This window comes from Pseudomonas sp. AC229, from assembly GCF_979254655.1.
The window spans coordinates 121,553-137,980 of sequence record NZ_CEEDHK010000013.1; the positions used below are offsets into that span (position 1 = coordinate 121,553).

Genomic DNA, 16,428 nt, shown 5'->3' on the forward strand with positions numbered 1-16,428 from the left:
GCTACGCCGTCGGCCACGCCCCTTCGCCCAGCACGGCGGCGAGGGTGCGTTCGCCCAGGCCCAGCCCTACGCTCATGCCCACGCCGGTGTGCATCAACACCGCCGTGACGCCGTCGGCAGCGCGGGTAATGCTGAACGGGCCTGGCCCGCGCGCGCCATAAACGCCTTGCCAGCGTTCCAGCACTTCAACGCCCATGCCCAAGGTGTGTTCAGCCAGCTCAAGCATGATGCGGTCGGTGCTCTCGGCGTTGAACGGCGAGGCGTCGCTGCCGTAGTCGTGGGAGTCGCCAATAATCAGCTCGCCATAGGGCGTTGGGCTGATGAGCAGGTGAATGCCCAGGGTTTCCAGTTCGGGTTGGTCGCGGCGGATTTGCGCGCGAATGGCATCGGCTTCAGGCAAGTCTGAGAACGCGCCGTAATGAGCGCAACTGAGCCCGGTGAGTACCGCGTGCTTGAGCGCCAAGGGTTTCGCGGGACGAGCCCTGAGCATTTGCAGACGGCACACCTTCGGTTGCAAGCGAGCCAAGTGGTCAGCCAGCAGTGTTTGGTAGTCGTGGCCGGCGCACACCAGAATATGCCGCGCGCGAAAACGTCCGGCCGTGGTGTCGGCGTGGCCGGATTGCACATCGCGCACCAGCGTTGAGAAATGGAAGGCCACGCCCAGTTCACTGTGCAGGTAGTCGACGATTTGCGGCAGCGCTTCGCGCGAATAAAGCTGTTGATCGTCGAGGCCATGCAAGGCCGCACGGTGATGACTGAAACTGCCGTCATACAGCGCATTCAACGCCTCGCCGCGCAGCAGTTCGGTGCGATAACCCAGCTCGTCACCGCGCCCGTTTACGAAGGCTTCCAGTAATGCTTCTTCGGTCTCGGTGCGGGCAAACCACAACGAACCTTGCTGGTGCAGCGTCAGCCCGGCAGCCTGGCCCAACTCTGCCCACAGCCCGCGCGACTGTCGCGCCAAATTGAGCATGATGCCGGGCGGCTGACCGCTCACCAGCGCCTGGCCGAAGTTGCGGATCGAGGCCCCCAGCGGCGTATGGCTGCGTTCGAATACCTTGACCTTGAGGCCACGCTTAGCGCCTGCCCAGGCGTGGGCGAGACCTAGAATGCCGGCGCCGACGATCAGCAGATCGCAGTCGTGTTCAGACATGTGTTGACTCCTGTATTCCACCGACCCGTAGGAGCGAGCTTGTTCGCGAAAAAGGCCACGCGGTTTCGCAAATAACGGCGTGGGCAATTCGCGAGCACGCTCGCTCCTACAAGGGCGGGGCGGTGATAGCGGCGGGTTATTGGGGCAGCGGTTCGGATTTGCCGTCGTAGCGTTTGCGCCACTCGGCGAGAATTTTGTCGCGGTTTTCCGAGGCCCAGTTGAAGTCGTTCTTGATCAGGCGCTGTTCGTAATCGGCCGGCAGTTCCTGGAAGCGTTCGGCAATGCCCGGCTGGGCGAGTACGGCAAAGTTGGCCTTGTACAAATCCATCGCTTCGCGGCTGGCGGAGAAGTCGGCGAGCTTTTTAGCGGCGGCCAGGTGGGCGGTGCCTTTGATGATGCCGGTGGCTTCAATTTCCCAACCCAGACCTTCCTTGGGCAGCACGATGTCCAGCGGCGCGCCTTTGCGCTTGAGCTGTACGGCTGGGTATTCAAAGGAAATACCAATCGGGAATTCGCCGGCGGCGGCGAGCTTGCAAGGTTTGGAACCGGAATGGGTGTACTGCCCGATGTTGGCGTGCAGTTTGTCCATGTAGGCCCAGCCCTGGGCTTCGCCGAAGGTTTGCAGCCAGGCGCTGACGTCGAGGTAGCCGGTGCCGGAGGAGGCCGGGTTAGGCATGACGATTTTGTCTTTGTAGACGGGGTTCGTCAGGTCTTCCCATTTGGTCGGTTTGGGCAGGCCCTGCTTTTCCGCTTCCACGGTGTTGAAGCAAATGGTGGCGGCCCACACGTCCATGCCCACCCACGACGGCGGGTTGGCGGTGTCGCGGTAGTTGCTGCCGATTTTGTCGAGGTTGGCCGGTGCGTAGGCTTCAAGCATGCCTTGCTGTTTCAGAATCGCCAGGCTGGAACCGGCCAGGCCCCATACCGCGTCGGCTTGCGGGCGTTCTTTCTCGGCCAGCAACTTGGCGGTAACGATGCCCGTGGAGTCGCGCACCCATTTGATCTCAATGTCCGGGTTCTGTTTTTCAAAGGCTTCTTTGTAGGCCTTGAGTTGTTCCACTTCGAGCGCGGTGTACACGGTCAGCTCAGTGTTGGCTTGAGCGTGAAATGCACAGGCAGCGAGCAGGCCGGCGGCCAGTGCGGTGCGTTTGAACATGTGAAGCTCCTTGGGTTGGCGTTGGTTGTACGGGGTTGTTCAAAGGCCCGGCGTTGGCTGACGCCAGGCTTGGGAGCGGCGCAACAGGCCACGGGAAACTCCAGCCAGCAGCAGCGACACGCCGGCCGAGGTGAGCAGAATCAGGGTGGACATGGCCGCCGCACCGCCGACGTTGCCGGCGTCGTCCATGTTCAACACGGCCACGGCGGCGAGCACGCTGTCGGGGCTGTAGAGGAAAATGGCGGCCGACACCGTGGTCATCGCCGACACGAACAGGTAGCGAATGATGTCGAGCAAGGCGGGCAGGCAGATCGGCAGCGTCACGCGGAAAAAATGGCGCAGCAGGGGCACTTTCAACGACAGCGCAGCGGCTTCGTATTCGCCGTCGAGTTGGCGCAGCGCAGCAGCGGCTGTCATCTGCGCGGTGGTGAAAAAGTGGGCGATGGTGCACAGCACCAGCAACGTCAGCGTGCCGTACAAACCGCTCAGTGGGTTGTTCGGCTGGTTGAAGAAAAACACGTAACCCAGGCCGAACACCAACCCTGGCACCGCCATCGGCACGAAGCTGAGCAAGCGCAACAATTGCGTCAGCGCGGTTTGCCGGGTTTTTTCGATCAAGTACGCACCGGTGAAAATCACCAGGCTGCCAAACAGCGCGCTGCACCCTGCCAGCACCAGACTGTTGCGATACGCCAACCAGCCGCCGGGCAGTTCCGAGAAGGCGTAGTGGTCCAGCGACAGCGATAAGTTGTACGGCCAGAACTTCACCAGCGAGGAATAAATGGCCATGCCGAATACACCGAGCAAGGCCAGGCAAATCAGCGCCGTGGTGCAGAGAAACGCCAGGTCGCGACCGCGCGATGGTCGCGGGTGATACACCTGCGCCCGGCCGCCCATGGCGTCGCGCTGGCGGCGGCGTAGCCATACATCGACGGCGAAACTCAAGAGCGCCGGCAGCAGTAGCACCATGCCGATCAACGCGCCGCGGCCAAATTGCTGTTGGCCCACCACCGCCTTGTAAGCTTCCAGCGCCAACACTTGGTAATCGCCACCGACCACCACGGGCACGCCGAAATCGGTAATGCACAGGGTGAAGACCAGACACAGCGCGGCAAATACGCCTTGTCGACTGCCCGACCAGGTGATGCTGCGAAACGCCCGCCACGGCGAGGCGCCCATGCTCGACGCTGCGTCGAACAGGCGTGCATCGGCGAGCGCCAACGCCGATAGCAACACCATCAGCGCGTGGGGAAAGGTGTAAATGGCCTGGCCAATGACGATGCCCCAGAAGCCATAAATGTTGTCGCTCAACAGCCCACGCAACACGCCTTGGTTGCCGAACAGGTAGATCAGCGCAATGCCGGGCAGCATCGACGGCGCCAGCAACGGCAGCAGCGAAATACCGCGCCACAGCGGCTTGGCGCGAATGCAGGTGCGCTGCAAGGCGTAGGCGAATGCGTAGGCCAGCGGCACCACAATCAGCGCCACGGTGAGCGAGACTTTCAAACTGTTGCCCAGCAACCAGCGGAAGTTGGCGCTGCTCACTAACGTCATCGCCGCCTGCATACCGCCGCCCTGGCTGGCATCACCGGCAATGCCCCGCCACAGCATGGCCGCCAGCGGAAACACCACGGTGAGCAGCAACAGCGCCAACAGCAGCCATTGCCCGCCCTTGATAAACAGCCGGTCGGCGATCACGCCGTTGCTGCCCAGCGTGTCCTTGAGCTGCGGATTCGGCCGCGCTTGGCTCCCAGCCGAAACGGGTGTTTCGGCCTCCATCACACAAACACCTGCAGGCTGCGCGGCGGCAGCGCCACCCACATGTCTGCACCGGTAAGCCTTGGCATGGCGTCGGGCTCAACTTCGGCGAGCAACGAATGGCCGGGCAGGGCATCGAGTTCAAAGCGCAGGCGGCAGCGATTGCCTAGAAAGGTCAGCTCGTGCAGGTGCGCGCTGAACAGGTTGTCTTCGTGCACCGGCGGGTTGACCACCACCGATTCGGGGCGACAGAACAGCCGCCCGCGCGACTCACCGGGCAAGCGAACGGGTAGGCGCACGTGTAGGCCACCGACCTGGGCATGGCCGTCCAGGCTGCGCTCGAAGGGCAGCCAGTTGCCTTGGCCGACAAACTCGGCCACGAACGGTGTAGCGGGGCTGCGGTAAATGTCCTGGGCGCTGGCGTATTGCTCAACGCGACCTTGGTTGATCACCGCGATACGGTCGGCCATGAGCATGGCTTCGTCCTGATTGTGAGTGACCATCAGCGTGGTGATGCCGAGGCGTTTTTGCAGCTCGCGCAACTCGCCGCACAGGTGTTCACGCACCCGCGCATCCAAGGCCGACATGGGCTCGTCGAGCAGCAACAACGACGGCGCCGGTGCCAGCGCGCGCGCCAGGGCGACGCGTTGCTGCTGGCCGCCGGAGAGCTGGCCGGGGTACTTCTTTTCGCTGCCGGCAAGGCCGACCAATTCCAACATTTGCGTAACCCGCGCCTTGATGGTGGCGCGGCTGTTGCCGTTCAGGCCGTAGCCGATGTTTTGTTCAACGCTGAGGTTGGGGAACAGCGCGTAGGACTGAAACACAATGCCGTAGTCGCGGGCTTGCGGCGGCAGTTCGGAGACGTCGCGCGAGCCGATGACGATGGTGCCGCTGTCCTGCTTCTCCAGGCCGGCAATGCAGCGCAGCAAGGTGGTTTTGCCGCAGCCCGACGGGCCGAGCAGGCACACCAGTTCGCCTGCTGCGATGTCCAGCGAAATGCCATCCAGGGCCTTGAATGCGCCGAAGCCTTTATGGATGTTGCGGACTTTCATGCTCACGGCGTGGGGCGTGGCCATCGGAAACCTCGAAGCGCGATTGGGCTAGACCAGGCTCATGCTAGAGAGACCATGCGAAGGCTTTGTGGCAGGGAGGCAAAAGTTACCGATAGTGGTATCGGCATTCTTGGGTAGGGCGGGCTATTCGATGGCGCCGCTGCGCGCCAGGCTAAGAAACGCAGCGGGCAAACGCGCCTGGCGACGTTCTTTCAGGCAGTACAGATATTCGGCCATCAACGGCGCACCTTCGAGCTCAACGACTTTGAGCTGCGGGTTATCAGGCACTTCGTGGCGCGCGATCAGGCTAATGCCAATGTTGCGCAGCACCGCTTCACGGATGGACTCACGGCTGCCGATTTCAAGTAGCGGTCCCAGCGCCACGCCAGCCTCGTTCAACAGCTTTTCGCTGAGCTGACGCGTGGTCGAGCCAACTTCGCGCATCAGCAGGCAATGGCCAGCCAGTGCACTCAACGGCACGCGGTTGTGCATTGCGAGGGGATGGCTGCGGTGCACGGCGAGCACCAGGGGATCGTGGCCCAGCACCAGGCGCGTCAGACGCGCGTCTTCCACCAATTGCGAGGAGGCAGCGAGATCGACGCGGTAGTCTTCCAGCGCTTCGAGCACTTCCTGCGAGTTGCCGATGGTGAGCGTGACCGTGCACTGGCTGAACTGCTCACGGAAACCGCGCACCAGATCCAGCACGTAGTAGGGCGCCGTGGCGCCAATGCGCAACGCGCCCTGAACCGACCCGCTATTGCGCAGGAAAAACTCGATGTCGGCCTCTTGCTGCAACAGCGTTTGCACCATGGGCAGCAGGCGTGCGCCTTCGTCGCTCAAGGTTAAACGCCGGCCGCCACGGTAAAACAGCTCGACGCCGTATTGGCCTTCCAGTTGGCGGATTTGCGTGGTCACCGTTGGCTGGCTCAACCCCAGCTTTTTCGCCGCCTGAGTGATGCTGCCGAGGCGGGCCACCATGTGAAAGGATTTGAGTTCGCTGCAAAGCATAGGGAGGGGCCGCTGGGTGTCGGGACTACATGACGAGACGGCAACGGTATGAAAAAAATATGACGGTTAGATGATGGTTGTGGGCGTTGGCGGGGCGTGCGCGACATTGGCCAATCTGCCCCCAGGGTTTTTTCCAAGCTGGCCTTTTACCATCGGCGGCTGCCCTCTAGAATCGGGCGCGCGCCTCCGGCGTTGGAGCGTTTAAAACACACAAGGAAGCTGCGATGCACAAAGGAAAGATTCTGGGGTTGGCTTTGGCAATGGCGTTAAGTGGTTGCGCCAGTTTTACCAAGGATGAAGTGGCCCCGGTGACGTTACCGTCGATGGCGAGCTACGCCAGCAAACCCAACGTATATGTCGATTTCGACTACTACGAAGGGTTACCGAGCAACCCTTCGGCGATTGAAGTTCCGCAAGTTCGCGACGTCTATAAAACCCAGCTGGAAAAGACCATTACCGATTCCGGTCTGTTCGGCCGCGTGACGTTCGACGAGTTTCAAAAGCAGCCCGGTGACTACGGTCTACGCCTGAAAGTGCATCACCATCCATTGCCGGGCGGGCAGATGGTTTGGGCATTTTTCAGCGGCTTTACCTTCGGCGTCATGCCGGCCATGGGCACTGACCGCTTTACCATGACTCTGGAAACGCTGGATGCAAACGGCCAGAAGTTAACCGATGCCAGCAACCAGGACGCGGTGAACACCTGGATCGGTTTGGTGTTCATTCCGATGATGGGCAATACCCCGGACGAGGCGGCTCGCGACACGTTCAATCGCCAGGTGAACGCGTTGCTCAAGCGCATGGTAGAAAGCAAAACCCTGCAATATTCCGCGCTGTCAGCTTTCGAACCACGCGCGTAAGGCAAAAAAAGAGCCACAGCTGTGGCTCTTTTTTCGGTTCAGCGCAACGTTATTTAAGGGCTTGCACGAACAGTGGGTCGCTATACAGGTTGTGCAGCAACTCACGAACCAGCGGGTTGTAAGCATTGGCTGCGGCGGGAACGGCGACCGCACCGACGAAGCTGCTTTCCCACGTGCTGCTCGATTGTTGGGTGGCGTCGTACAGCACATCGCTGCCTTTGTGGACGGTGAAGCGAGCCGCCAACTTGCCGGAGCCGGTGCCCATGCCGGCGTCCAATTCACTGGTGACCAACACGACATCCAGGCTGCGGTCGGCTTTTTCATCGACCAGACCGGCCAGGCGCAACTCTTCGGTAATGGCCGCCTGAATGTGTTGAGGAATATTGCCGTTAGGCGACTTGATCGGGTTGGCCCGAACCGACAGGCTGCTGAGCGAAGACGGGGCGGTAACTTGCGGGGCGGTTACAGCGTGCAACGGCAGGTCTTTTTTCAGCACCTGAACGTTGTCGAAGTTGGGTTCGTAGCGGGTCATGTTTACACCGCAGCCTTGAAGCAGCAGCGCAAAAACGGGGACGCACAGCAGCAGTTTTTTCACGAGCACTTTCCTTGTGTAGTTGCGTGGAGAGGCCGTGATTATCAACAGGTGCGTAGGGGCCGGCAACGATTATTTCCAAAATGCCACTATCGTTGATCGGCCGTCATTCACCACGCTGAACCGAGGGAAATACGCTCTCGCAGTGGCTCTTGCGGACCTTCGCTGAACCCGCACATTTCGGTATGCACTTCGCTGTGCACCAAATGAAACGGCACGGTGATCGGCAAACCCTGCAGCAGCTCGCGGGCATGGGTCACCGAGCGTAAACGCAGCATGGCGCCGTCGGGCATTTTGATGGAATGCACACGCCCTTCGACATGGGCTTGCAGCAAGTAAATACCGCCCTCGATGGAGATCAGTTCGAGCGCTTGCAAATCGCCGGTGGCGGCATTTTCGTAGACGTCATTGACGTTCATGTTCGCTTCCCTTCGTTTGAACCGAGTGGCGCTGTGTTCTGCCTGGACGAGGCGAACACAACAGGGCCAACCGCGAACCCGAAAGCGGGTACGGGGAAATCCGGGATGGCTGAGTTAACCCTAAGCCAGATTCGCCATTTGTATAGGAAACAGCTCGCACATTTCGCCCGCAAAAGCCCGTTCTAGGGCGGTTGAGGCAAAAAATGTGATGGGATTGGCGTCAAAAGCGATGGCGTGTGTGCCACCGCGATTATTCAGGGCAAGCGAGGCGGGGCTTTGCCTGCGTTTCATAAATGAGACTGGCCGGCTGGCCGGGCACATCATCGAGCACGCCGGTGCGCTGCATGCCGATCTTCTCAAGCACTCGAATAGAGGCTACGTGGGTCGGCCGCACGATGGCAAAAACACGGGGTTGTTGCAGGTCTTCCAGGGCATAGCGGAGCGCTTGCACTGCCAGTTCGGTGGCGTATCCATTGCCCCACGCCGATGCTGCAAAGCGGTATCCCAGATTGAGGCGCTCGACGTCACCGTAGAGGCGCTGAGCGATACCGCCAAAACCGATAATTTCTTCAGGCTGTTCGCGATTGGCGATGGCCCACTGGCCGTAGCCATGCTGTTGCCAATGGGCGAGCCAGGCGTCGAACAGCGTCTCGGCTTTGCTGCAATCGGTGAGCGGCCCTGCCGGGTTGAATTGGTTGGTAGCTGGGTCGGAATGAATGGCGAAGAACTGCTGGAAATCTTCCAGCACCGGGCGGCGTAGCAGCAGGCGAGCGGTGGTGATCGACATTAAGCGCTGCTCCTGGCAAAGCGGGTCGAGCATCAAGGCAATGCCGCGAAACGCTCGATGGCAGGCTGGGGTCGATTTCGCGCTTGCCACAGGTCGTAATCGATCTGCACGCTCATCCAGGTTTGCGCCGTGCCGATACCGGCAGCCTCCAGACGCACCGCCAGGTCCGGACTGATGGGCGCATGGCCATGCAGGATGCGCGACAGGGTTTCGCGGGCAAAGCCCAAACGGCGCGCCAGTTCCGCGACGCTGATGTTCAGCTCGGGCAGCACGTCTTCTCGCAGCGTTTCGCCAGGGTGTGGCGGGTTGAAAATGCCCATGGTGCGGTTTTCCTTTTCAGTGGTAATCCACGTAGTTGACCAGTTCGATATCGGAATCGACGAAGCGAAACACCATTCGCCAATTAGCGTTTACCGTGAGCGACCAGTATTGATCAAGCTCGCCCTTGAGCGGGTGCAGCCGCCAGCCAGGGATGTCGAGGTCGGCCGGTGCGACAGCGTGGTCCATAAACTGCAGCTGTCGCGCGAGGCGTTTGGCATGATCGGCTTGAATGCCGCGGGTACAGCCGTTTTCATGAAACTGGCGTAAACCCTTGTGCTGGAAGCTGCGGATCATGGGAAAGAAGTGTGATGTATTGCATCACGGTTTGCAAGTGATAAAAGCCCAGCGCGTGTACTCATTTGGAAATCCCTCTCCGTTAGTGCCGCCAAGGCCGCTGCCCTGGCTGCAACGACACTAGGCCGCCGCGCCAGTTGCGTCTGGAGGAAGTAACGCACAGCAGCGTGGGAGAAAGCAGGGAGCGCGCGGCGCTATTGCCGCGTTCAGCCGCTCAGTCGTCCAGACGCCACATCGGGTCGTCGGCCATGGTCGCTGCCGCCCACGTGGTAAAGGCGCGAACCCGTGCCGAAAGGCGCCTGGCATAGGGATACACCACGCTGATAGGCATGCTCGGCAGGCTCCAGTCCGGCAGTAGTTGCACCAGCTCGCCGCTGACTAGCAGCGGTTGCGCTTCGCACAACGGTACCGACACAAACCCCAATCCAGCCTGCGCTGCCGCGATGTACGCACCGCCTGTGTTGAAGCGCATGGCCGGGGGCTGCTCAATGACCACGCTGTGTTCAGCGCGACTCAAACGCACCGGGTTCTGCCGCCCGGTCACCGGAAATACAAACGCCAAAAAGCGGTGCTGCGTTAGGTCGGCGGGCGTGCGGATGGTCGGTTTGCCGTGCAGGTAGCCGGGCGACGCGCACAGGACGAAGCGCATCTGGCCAATGGCCCGGCACACCAAATCCGCGTCGGTGACGGTGCCGCCGCGAATGGCGCAGTCGACGCCTTCTTGCACCAGGTCCACCACGCGTTCGCTACAGCCGACGTCGAGCTGAATGTCCGGGTACTGGGCAACGAAATCCGGCAGGGCTGGAATCAGCAAAAAACGTCCCACCGGCGAAGGCATTTCTACGCGCACCTTGCCCCGCGCAACGGTGCGGGTTTGCGAGACGCTGGCTTCCAGTTCGTCGACATCTTCAAGCACGGTTCTGGCGCGCTCGTAATAGGCGGCGCCGTCTGTGGTGGGGGTTACACGGCGCGTGGTGCGGTGCAGTAATTTCACCCCGAGCTGGCTTTCAAGCGCCTGAATCTGTCCAGACAGCGTGGTTTTCGCCACGCCCATGGCTTCGGCGGCGCGGGTGAAACTGCTCAATTCCACGATGCGGCAGAACGCGCGCATTGCATCGATACGGTCGAAAGCCATGATTGTCCGAGAGTCCGTCTAATGTTTCCGGTTTCAGTGTATTTATCCGCGCACAGCGGAGCAATAGAGTGGTTTCACCCCGGCAAGCCGCCGGCCACCACTGAGGAAACGGACATGAACAATTCGCGCGTTAACTACGCTCAGGTCGCTCCCCACGCCTTCAAGGCATTACTGGGGCTGGAAAAAGCGATGGGCGAATCGTCGCTGGAAAAATCGCTGCACGAGCTGGTGAAAATTCGCGCCTCCCAGCTTAACGGCTGCGCCTACTGCATCGATATGCACAGCGCCGACGCGATCAAACTGGGCGAAACCCCGCGGCGCATCTTTGCCCTGTCGGCTTGGCACGAAACGCCGTTTTTCAGTGAACGCGAGCGGGCCGCGTTGCTGTGGACTGAAACCCTGACCTTGCTGGCCGAGCGCGGCGCGCCAGACGCCGTTTACAGCGAAGTGGCGAAGCAATTCAACGAACGCGAACTCGCCGACCTGACCTTCGCCATTGCCACCATCAACGCCTGGAACCGTTTCGGTGTGGGCTTCGCCATGCAGCCGGGGGTGTGACCATGGGCACGCTCTTGCGCACCTCGGCATTGCTGCTAACGCTGTTCACTTCCCTGGCACATGCCCACGGCGGCGGCGCTGGCGACGAAACGGTAGCGCCCGTCGCCCATGCCAATTTGCCTGCTGTTGCCAGCTCTGATGCCACCGCATTGCGTGTGGAATTCGCCCCGGGCGCCACGTCCGAGCCGCACCGGCACCCCGGGCCGGTGTTTGTGGTGGTGGTCAGCGGCGCGGTTGAATCGTCGTTGGACGACGGCCCGCTGCACACCTACAAGGCTGGCGACGCGTGGTACGAGGCGCCCGGACAGGAGCATCGCGTGACCCGCAATGCCAGCCAGAGCCAGCCGGCCGTGTTAGTGGCGTGGTTGCTGTCCGACGGCAAAGCGCCGTTGGTAAAGCCGCTCGGGGTTGCCGACTGATCAGCGCGGCGACGCTTTCGGCTCAAAGCGCCAGGCCACGAAAAACACTATCAGACCGGCAAGCGCTGTGGCCGCGCCGATGTAGCCGGTGGACGTCCAGCCGAAACCGGCGCTGATCGCCATGCCGCCGAGCCAAGGGCCGAGCGCGTTGGCCACGTTGAAGGCGGCGTGGTTGGAGGCGGCGGCGAGGGTTTGCGCGTCCTGAGCAACGTCCATCAAATGCGTTTGTAATGGCGCGCCGAGCGACACCATGGAACCCACCGCGAACACGGCCGGCAACACGCTCCAGGGCGACAGCGCCGCCAGTGGGAATATCGCCAGCACCAGCGCACTCCACACCAACAGCCACGCCACGGCTTTGAATTGCAGTTTGTCGAACAACCAGCCGCCGACCATATTGCCGACAATGCTGCCCAGTCCAAACGCGGCGAGGGCGAAGGGAATCCAGGCGGCGGACAGGTGGGTCACTTGCAACAAAGTGGGCGCCATGTAGCTGAACACGCAAAACATGCCGGCGAAACCGACCGAGCTGATGGCCAGCGCCAACCACACTTGTGCACGGTTAAACGCGCGCAGCTCGCGCATCGGGTAACTGCGCGGCTCGTTTTTATCCAGCGGCAAAAACCACGCAACCATCGCCACCGTGCTGAGGGCGATAACGCCGACCAGAGCAAAGGCATAACGCCAACTGGCCAACTGACCGAGCCAGGTGGCCAGCGGGTTGCCCACTAGAATCGCCACCGTAAGGCCCAGCATTACCCGGCTCACGGCCTTGGCCCGCTTGTGCGGCGGCGCCATGGACGCCGCCACCAGCATTGCCACGCCGAAATAGGCGCCATGGGGCAGGCCGGCGAAGAAGCGGAACGCCATCATCGAGTGGTAATCCGGTGCCAGCGCGGTGGCGAAGTTGCCGACGGCGAAAATCGCCATCAGCAGCAAGAGCAAATTACGGCGCGGCAGACGCGAACCCAATATCGCCAACAGCGGTGCGCCGACTACAACACCAAGCGCGTAGGTGCTGATCACATGGCCCACCTGCGGCTCGGTGATGCCCAAGTCGGTGGCCACGTCTGGCATCAAGCCCATGATCGAAAACTCACCGGTGCCAATGGCGAAACCGCCCAGGGACAGCGCCAGTTCAATCAGCAAAATCGCGCGGGCCGACAACTGCTTGGCAATCGGTGCAGTGGGCGCCGCAGCAGGCAACACATCAGACATGGATACAGCCTCGAATCGGATTGCTTGAACGGGGTGAACGGATTCACCGGTGGGGCAGGTGAGAACAAATTCTTGCGGGAAGGTTTAGCGGTAACTGGCCAATATTTTTTCGAATTCGCCGTCGTTGCTCATTTGCACCAGCGCGCGCAGCAACGCCATGGTGGGGACGTCCGGTTCGTCGCGAACAATGCATGAGGCCAGGTCTGACGACAGTTCCTGCAAGGCCTGCAACTTATGCTGGGGCTTCTGAGTGCGGTTGAACCAGTTAAGGGTCAGCTCGCTGCTCACCGCATAATCGTTACGGCCGGCGTCGAGCTTGAGCAGGGCCAGTTGCTGGGTGCGGGCGTCGTCGCGCTGCAAGTCGCGGCTGTCGAATTTGCCTTGTAGCTGCGGGTAGACGTAGCCCAGTACGGTGCCGACCGTTTGGCCGTGCAACTGTTCGAGCGTCATTTCTTGCGTGTTGCGGGCCACCAGCATGTCGCGCTGTTTCATAAACGGCACGCTCCAAATGTACTGATGGTGGGACTCGGTCATCCAGGTCGGGTTCACATAGCAGCGCACATCAATCTCGCCGCGAACCAGCATGGCCTGCACGCGCTTGCGTGGCAGCACGAGCATTTCAGCGCGCCGGCCGACCTTTTCGGCCAGGCGCGTCTGCAAGTCATAAATGATGCCGCCGGTGGCTTCGCCGTTTTCTACGTTGATCAGCGGCATGGCCCAGCTTTCGATCACCGAAAAACGCAGCGGGCGCTCTTCTGCTGCGCTGCAGGCGCAAAGCAACAAAAGGGCAAAAGGCAGAAAACGCATGGCGATACCGGGTTGAGTCAGTCGCCCGGACGTGGTCAAAAGCAGGCCGGGAGCGGGCGAGGGCGGTCAAATCTAACCACAAAGCCCGCGCCCGTGTCGCCGCGATCAGGGCAGCAGAATGAATTTATCGCCGCTGCCGGCATTCACCGCGTGATAACTCGCCACGCCTTCGCTCAATGGCACTTCGCGCAATTGCTCGGGCAGCGGCAACAAGCCTTGATCGAACAAACTGCCAAAACCGTCGAGCATCGCTGCGCATTCTTGCGGGCTGTACAGCAACGAATTGACGCCCACCAGCACGCCGCCGCGCCGATACAGCGCCAGCGCCGGGAATTGCACGTTGCCGTCTACTGGCGCTGCGATAATGGCGATGCGCCCGAAGGTGGCCAAGGCCGGTACGGCGGCGGGAAGCCAGAAGCCGGTGGTGTCGAAGATCACCTCGGCACCGCCCGGAAAGTGCGCCTCAACCTGGGCCGCCAGCGCTGCCGGATCGCCCAGAAGCAAGGCAGCAATGCCGCGCTGGTTGAGATTTTCCACCGCTTCCGGCCGGCGCACCGCTGCGAGTACCTGGGCGCCTCTGGCCTTGGCCAGGTTCACCGCTGCGTCGCCGACGGCACCGTTGGCGCCGATCACCAGCAACGTGGTGCCGGCTTTTACCCCGCTGCGCTCCAGCGCATCCCAAGCGGTGGTGAACGGCACGCCGCAACTGGCTGCCTGGGCGAAACTCAACGCCCGAGGCTTTAGCGCAACGGCTGCAGCCGGCAGGGCGATATGGCTGGCGTGGCTGCCATCCCGGGTGAAACCCAGGCCCTTGCCCGTGCCCCACACCGCTTGACCGAGCAAGTGACTCGGTCCTTCAACGACTACGCCGGCAAAATCGCGACCCGGAATTCGCGGCACGGTGGTGTACGGAAAACGGCCCAGCACATTCTTGATGTCGCTGGGGTTCAAACCCGCTGCGCGAATTTCCACCAGCACCTCGCCTTCGGCCACGGTGGGTGTCGGCACTTCAACGTGCTGTAGCGAGTTCAGATCGCCCGTGAGGGTAAATTGCAACGCGTGCATATGCGCTCCTTATGCGAGGCAGATTGAAGAGGAATCAGGAGAACCAGTGGGCGATCAATTGGCGGCCGACCGGAATCAGTTGCTCGCCGGCCAACATGCCCAGCAAACCGACCAGGGCGATGGCCGGCGGCGCGGGAGAGCGCACGTCCAGTACGTTGTAGATAACGCCGACCAGCAGCCCGGCGGCTAGAGAAATCAGGTAGTTCATGGGAGCCTCCTTTCCCGTAAGTGAGGTGGGAATGGGGCTCAGTCTACTGACGGGAAAACGCTGCTCAGGTCAAAGGCTTCTGTATATCGGCCAACGTGAGCGCGGCTATTGCTTCGCCACGTACTCGGAAGGTGCCATGCCCAGCTCGCGCCGGAACATGTCACTGAAGCTGCTGGGCCGATAGCCGAGGTCGGCGGCAATTCGGCTCACCGGCGCCCCTTCGATCAACGCCGCCACTGCTGTGGCCAGTTGCACCTGCCGGCGCCAGTGGGCAAAGCCCATGCCCATGCTGTCCTGAAACAGCCGCGCCAAGGTGCGCACGCTGGCGCCGGCGGCTGCCGCATGTTGCTCGAAAGAAAACGCCAGCGAGGGCGAGGCGATTACCGCTTGGCACAGCGTCAGCAAACGCCGGTCGCTGGCATCGGGCAGCGGAACGCGCAAAAACGAGTGGCGGGCGCGCTGCAACTCCAACACGGCCAGGGCGCTCAGGTGCTGGTAGTACTCGCTGTCTTCGGCGCCTTGTTGCTCCACCAGCCCGAGAATCAGCTCACGCAGCAGCGGCTTCACGTCGACCACTTGCGTGGTGGTGGGCAAGCTATGCGGCTGGTCGGGGCGCAAGTAGATGTTGCGCATCTCCAGCTCCGAAACCACCCGCACCGCATGGGGCACATGGGCCGGCAACCACACCGCGCGCAACGGCGGAACCAACACCGCCTCGCCGGGGGTTTCCACCCACATGATGCCGCTCATGGCATACAGCAACTGGCCCCAGTCATGGGCGTGGGGCTCGATAAACAAACCGCGTGGGTAGCTGCGCGCCACCGTGCGTAAAGCGGCGCCCGGGCGATGCAGGTCGGGAGGAGCAGCGCGAGCCATGATTTAACGCAACGTCGGCAACGCCGCCCCCATCACCGCGAACATACCGCCGCACGCCCGATTGAAGCCTTTGCCGGTGCGCTCCAGCCACGGTCGAATGCGATGTGCCATGCGCGCCAGCAAAACTTCCACCACCGCTTCAAACAACACGAAGGTCAGCACCAGAATCACAAATTGCAGCCACAGCGCGCGGCTTGGATCGAGGAACTGCGGCAAGAAGGCGCCGAAGAACAGGATCACCTTCGGATTCGAAACGGCTGACAACAGCCCCTGACGAAACAAGGCGTGGCCGGCTCGGTCCGGCCCGGTTTCATCGGTCAGCGTAATCGGCGGCGCGCGCCATAGTTGAAATCCCAGCCACACCAGGTACGCCCCACCTATCCACTTCAACACCGTCAGCGCATGGGCCGACGCCTGCAACAACGCACCGATGCCAAACATCGACAGCGCCATTAACAGGGTGAAACCGAGCATGCCGCCGGTGATGGTGAACAGCGTTTTGCGCTGCCCATACAACGCCCCGTGACTGAGCGCCAACAACGCGTTCGGCCCCGGCGTTAGCGACAGGCCAACGACGGCGAGTAAATAAACCAGCCAGGTGTGCAAAGCCATGGGAACGATCCGAAACGGGCGAGTGAGCGGCGAGAATAGCAGGGCCACGGCGTGCTTTTACAGCGCGAAGCAGGGCCGGTTTGCCCGTTCCAAACAAGGCCACCGCCACTCAACAGAACGCTGCTGCTTC

The 16,428-nt window shown here is 61.7% G+C and carries 20 protein-coding genes; 3 read left to right on the top strand and 17 right to left on the bottom strand.

Annotation, left to right across the window (positions count from 1 at the left end):
• Position 1 precedes the first annotated feature (1 nt).
• The 5 genes from AC0IW7_RS18555 to AC0IW7_RS18575 all read right to left on the bottom strand — a co-directional run bounded on the left by AC0IW7_RS18555 (position 2) and on the right by AC0IW7_RS18575 (position 6,127).
• Positions 2-1,153, bottom strand: coding sequence for a TIGR03364 family FAD-dependent oxidoreductase (locus AC0IW7_RS18555; RefSeq protein ID WP_471819954.1), 1,152 nt, complete (start codon positions 1,151-1,153; stop codon positions 2-4).
• Positions 1,154-1,289: 136 nt separating this feature from the next.
• Positions 1,290-2,309, bottom strand: a complete 1,020-nt coding sequence (locus tag AC0IW7_RS18560) for a putative 2-aminoethylphosphonate ABC transporter substrate-binding protein (protein WP_471819955.1) — start codon at positions 2,307-2,309, stop codon at positions 1,290-1,292.
• A 39-nt stretch (positions 2,310-2,348) separates the two neighbouring features.
• Positions 2,349-4,088: a putative 2-aminoethylphosphonate ABC transporter permease subunit gene (locus AC0IW7_RS18565; RefSeq protein WP_471819956.1), complete on the bottom strand. Its 1,740-nt coding sequence runs from the start codon at positions 4,086-4,088 to the stop codon at positions 2,349-2,351.
• Positions 4,088-5,143, bottom strand: a complete 1,056-nt coding sequence (locus tag AC0IW7_RS18570) for a putative 2-aminoethylphosphonate ABC transporter ATP-binding protein (RefSeq protein WP_471819958.1) — start codon at positions 5,141-5,143, stop codon at positions 4,088-4,090. The genes AC0IW7_RS18565 and AC0IW7_RS18570 overlap by 1 nt, the downstream gene beginning before the upstream one ends.
• A 120-nt stretch (positions 5,144-5,263) precedes the next feature.
• Complete coding sequence (locus AC0IW7_RS18575) at positions 5,264-6,127, bottom strand: LysR family transcriptional regulator (RefSeq protein WP_471819960.1); 864 nt, start codon at positions 6,125-6,127, stop codon at positions 5,264-5,266.
• A gap of 224 nt (positions 6,128-6,351) precedes the next feature.
• Between AC0IW7_RS18575 and AC0IW7_RS18580 the strand changes: the two genes are divergently transcribed.
• Positions 6,352-6,987, top strand: a complete 636-nt coding sequence (locus AC0IW7_RS18580; protein WP_471819962.1) for a hypothetical protein — start codon at positions 6,352-6,354, stop codon at positions 6,985-6,987.
• A gap of 49 nt (positions 6,988-7,036) precedes the next feature.
• On the opposite strand, the gene AC0IW7_RS18585 is transcribed toward AC0IW7_RS18580, so the two are convergent.
• The 6 genes from AC0IW7_RS18585 to AC0IW7_RS18610 all read right to left on the bottom strand — a co-directional run bounded on the left by AC0IW7_RS18585 (position 7,037) and on the right by AC0IW7_RS18610 (position 10,535).
• Positions 7,037-7,582: a hypothetical protein gene (locus AC0IW7_RS18585; RefSeq protein WP_471819963.1), complete on the bottom strand. Its 546-nt coding sequence runs from the start codon at positions 7,580-7,582 to the stop codon at positions 7,037-7,039.
• Between the two features lie 107 nt (positions 7,583-7,689).
• Entirely contained in the window at positions 7,690-7,998 is a 309-nt protein-coding gene (locus AC0IW7_RS18590; protein WP_463381974.1) for a DUF6482 family protein, read from the bottom strand.
• A 250-nt stretch (positions 7,999-8,248) separates the two neighbouring features.
• The gene (locus tag AC0IW7_RS18595; protein WP_471819965.1) at positions 8,249-8,785 is read right to left on the bottom strand and encodes a GNAT family N-acetyltransferase; all 537 of its coding nucleotides are present in this window, start codon (positions 8,783-8,785) and stop codon (positions 8,249-8,251) included.
• A gap of 32 nt (positions 8,786-8,817) precedes the next feature.
• Positions 8,818-9,105, bottom strand: a complete 288-nt coding sequence (locus AC0IW7_RS18600) for a HigA family addiction module antitoxin (RefSeq protein ID WP_122492637.1) — start codon at positions 9,103-9,105, stop codon at positions 8,818-8,820.
• Between the two features lie 16 nt (positions 9,106-9,121).
• A complete protein-coding gene (locus AC0IW7_RS18605; RefSeq protein ID WP_471819967.1) occupies positions 9,122-9,400 on the bottom strand; it encodes a type II toxin-antitoxin system RelE/ParE family toxin in 279 nt (92 codons plus the stop codon).
• Positions 9,401-9,614: 214 nt separating this feature from the next.
• The gene (locus tag AC0IW7_RS18610) at positions 9,615-10,535 is read right to left on the bottom strand and encodes a LysR family transcriptional regulator (protein WP_471819969.1); all 921 of its coding nucleotides are present in this window, start codon (positions 10,533-10,535) and stop codon (positions 9,615-9,617) included.
• Positions 10,536-10,649: 114 nt separating this feature from the next.
• Here AC0IW7_RS18610 and AC0IW7_RS18615 point away from each other — a divergent pair, with 114 nt between their 5' ends.
• Both AC0IW7_RS18615 and AC0IW7_RS18620 read left to right on the top strand, forming a co-directional pair.
• Positions 10,650-11,093, top strand: coding sequence for a carboxymuconolactone decarboxylase family protein (locus AC0IW7_RS18615; protein ID WP_471819971.1), 444 nt, complete (start codon positions 10,650-10,652; stop codon positions 11,091-11,093).
• Positions 11,094-11,095: 2 nt separating this feature from the next.
• Positions 11,096-11,512, top strand: a complete 417-nt coding sequence (locus tag AC0IW7_RS18620; protein WP_471819972.1) for a cupin domain-containing protein — start codon at positions 11,096-11,098, stop codon at positions 11,510-11,512.
• Here AC0IW7_RS18620 and AC0IW7_RS18625 read toward each other — a convergent pair whose 3' ends face one another.
• From AC0IW7_RS18625 to AC0IW7_RS18650, 6 genes are all read right to left on the bottom strand, one after another.
• Positions 11,513-12,730 (bottom strand): MFS transporter, encoded by a 1,218-nt coding sequence (locus AC0IW7_RS18625; RefSeq protein WP_471819974.1) that lies wholly within the window; start codon positions 12,728-12,730, stop codon positions 11,513-11,515.
• An 84-nt stretch (positions 12,731-12,814) separates the two neighbouring features.
• Positions 12,815-13,537, bottom strand: coding sequence for a substrate-binding periplasmic protein (locus AC0IW7_RS18630; RefSeq protein ID WP_471819976.1), 723 nt, complete (start codon positions 13,535-13,537; stop codon positions 12,815-12,817).
• A 105-nt stretch (positions 13,538-13,642) separates the two neighbouring features.
• On the bottom strand, positions 13,643-14,602 hold the full coding sequence (locus tag AC0IW7_RS18635) for a quinone oxidoreductase family protein (RefSeq protein ID WP_471819977.1): 960 nt from the start codon (positions 14,600-14,602) through the stop codon (positions 13,643-13,645).
• Positions 14,603-14,636: 34 nt separating this feature from the next.
• On the bottom strand, positions 14,637-14,810 hold the full coding sequence (locus tag AC0IW7_RS18640) for a DUF1427 family protein (RefSeq protein ID WP_471819978.1): 174 nt from the start codon (positions 14,808-14,810) through the stop codon (positions 14,637-14,639).
• Positions 14,811-14,915: 105 nt separating this feature from the next.
• Positions 14,916-15,686, bottom strand: a complete 771-nt coding sequence (locus tag AC0IW7_RS18645) for an AraC family transcriptional regulator (RefSeq protein ID WP_471819980.1) — start codon at positions 15,684-15,686, stop codon at positions 14,916-14,918.
• A gap of 3 nt (positions 15,687-15,689) precedes the next feature.
• The gene (locus AC0IW7_RS18650) at positions 15,690-16,298 is read right to left on the bottom strand and encodes a LysE family translocator (protein ID WP_471819981.1); all 609 of its coding nucleotides are present in this window, start codon (positions 16,296-16,298) and stop codon (positions 15,690-15,692) included.
• Positions 16,299-16,428 lie beyond the last annotated feature (130 nt).